We start from the raw sequence: 221 nt of genomic DNA, 5'->3' as shown, positions 1-221 counted from the left end.
ACCGATAAAGACTATAACGATATTATCTTCCAAGTTCGAGGTGCGAAAGGAACTGCGCCATTAATGGATAGCGTAGTGGCTGAAGGCAAAGACTGGCGCACAACCGATATGGGTCAGGCATTGGTGGAGTATGCGAAAGCTTATATTACGCCAGACGAACCGAATTTCGATGAGGCTTTAGGAGATTTGGTGTCTGACCTAGAATCGGTTTTAGAGGACAC

At 46.2% G+C, this 221-nt stretch carries 1 pseudogene; it reads left to right on the top strand.

Features of this window, described 5'->3' with window-relative positions:
- Positions 1-221, top strand: a pseudogene (locus tag LKK83_RS00260) (hypothetical protein); the annotation flags it as partial.

The sequence above is a fragment of the Phormidium sp. CCY1219 genome (assembly GCF_035615515.1).
Taxonomy (GTDB): domain Bacteria; phylum Cyanobacteriota; class Cyanobacteriia; order Cyanobacteriales; family Laspinemataceae; genus CCY1219.
This window is presented reverse-complemented; position numbering and strand designations above follow the sequence as displayed.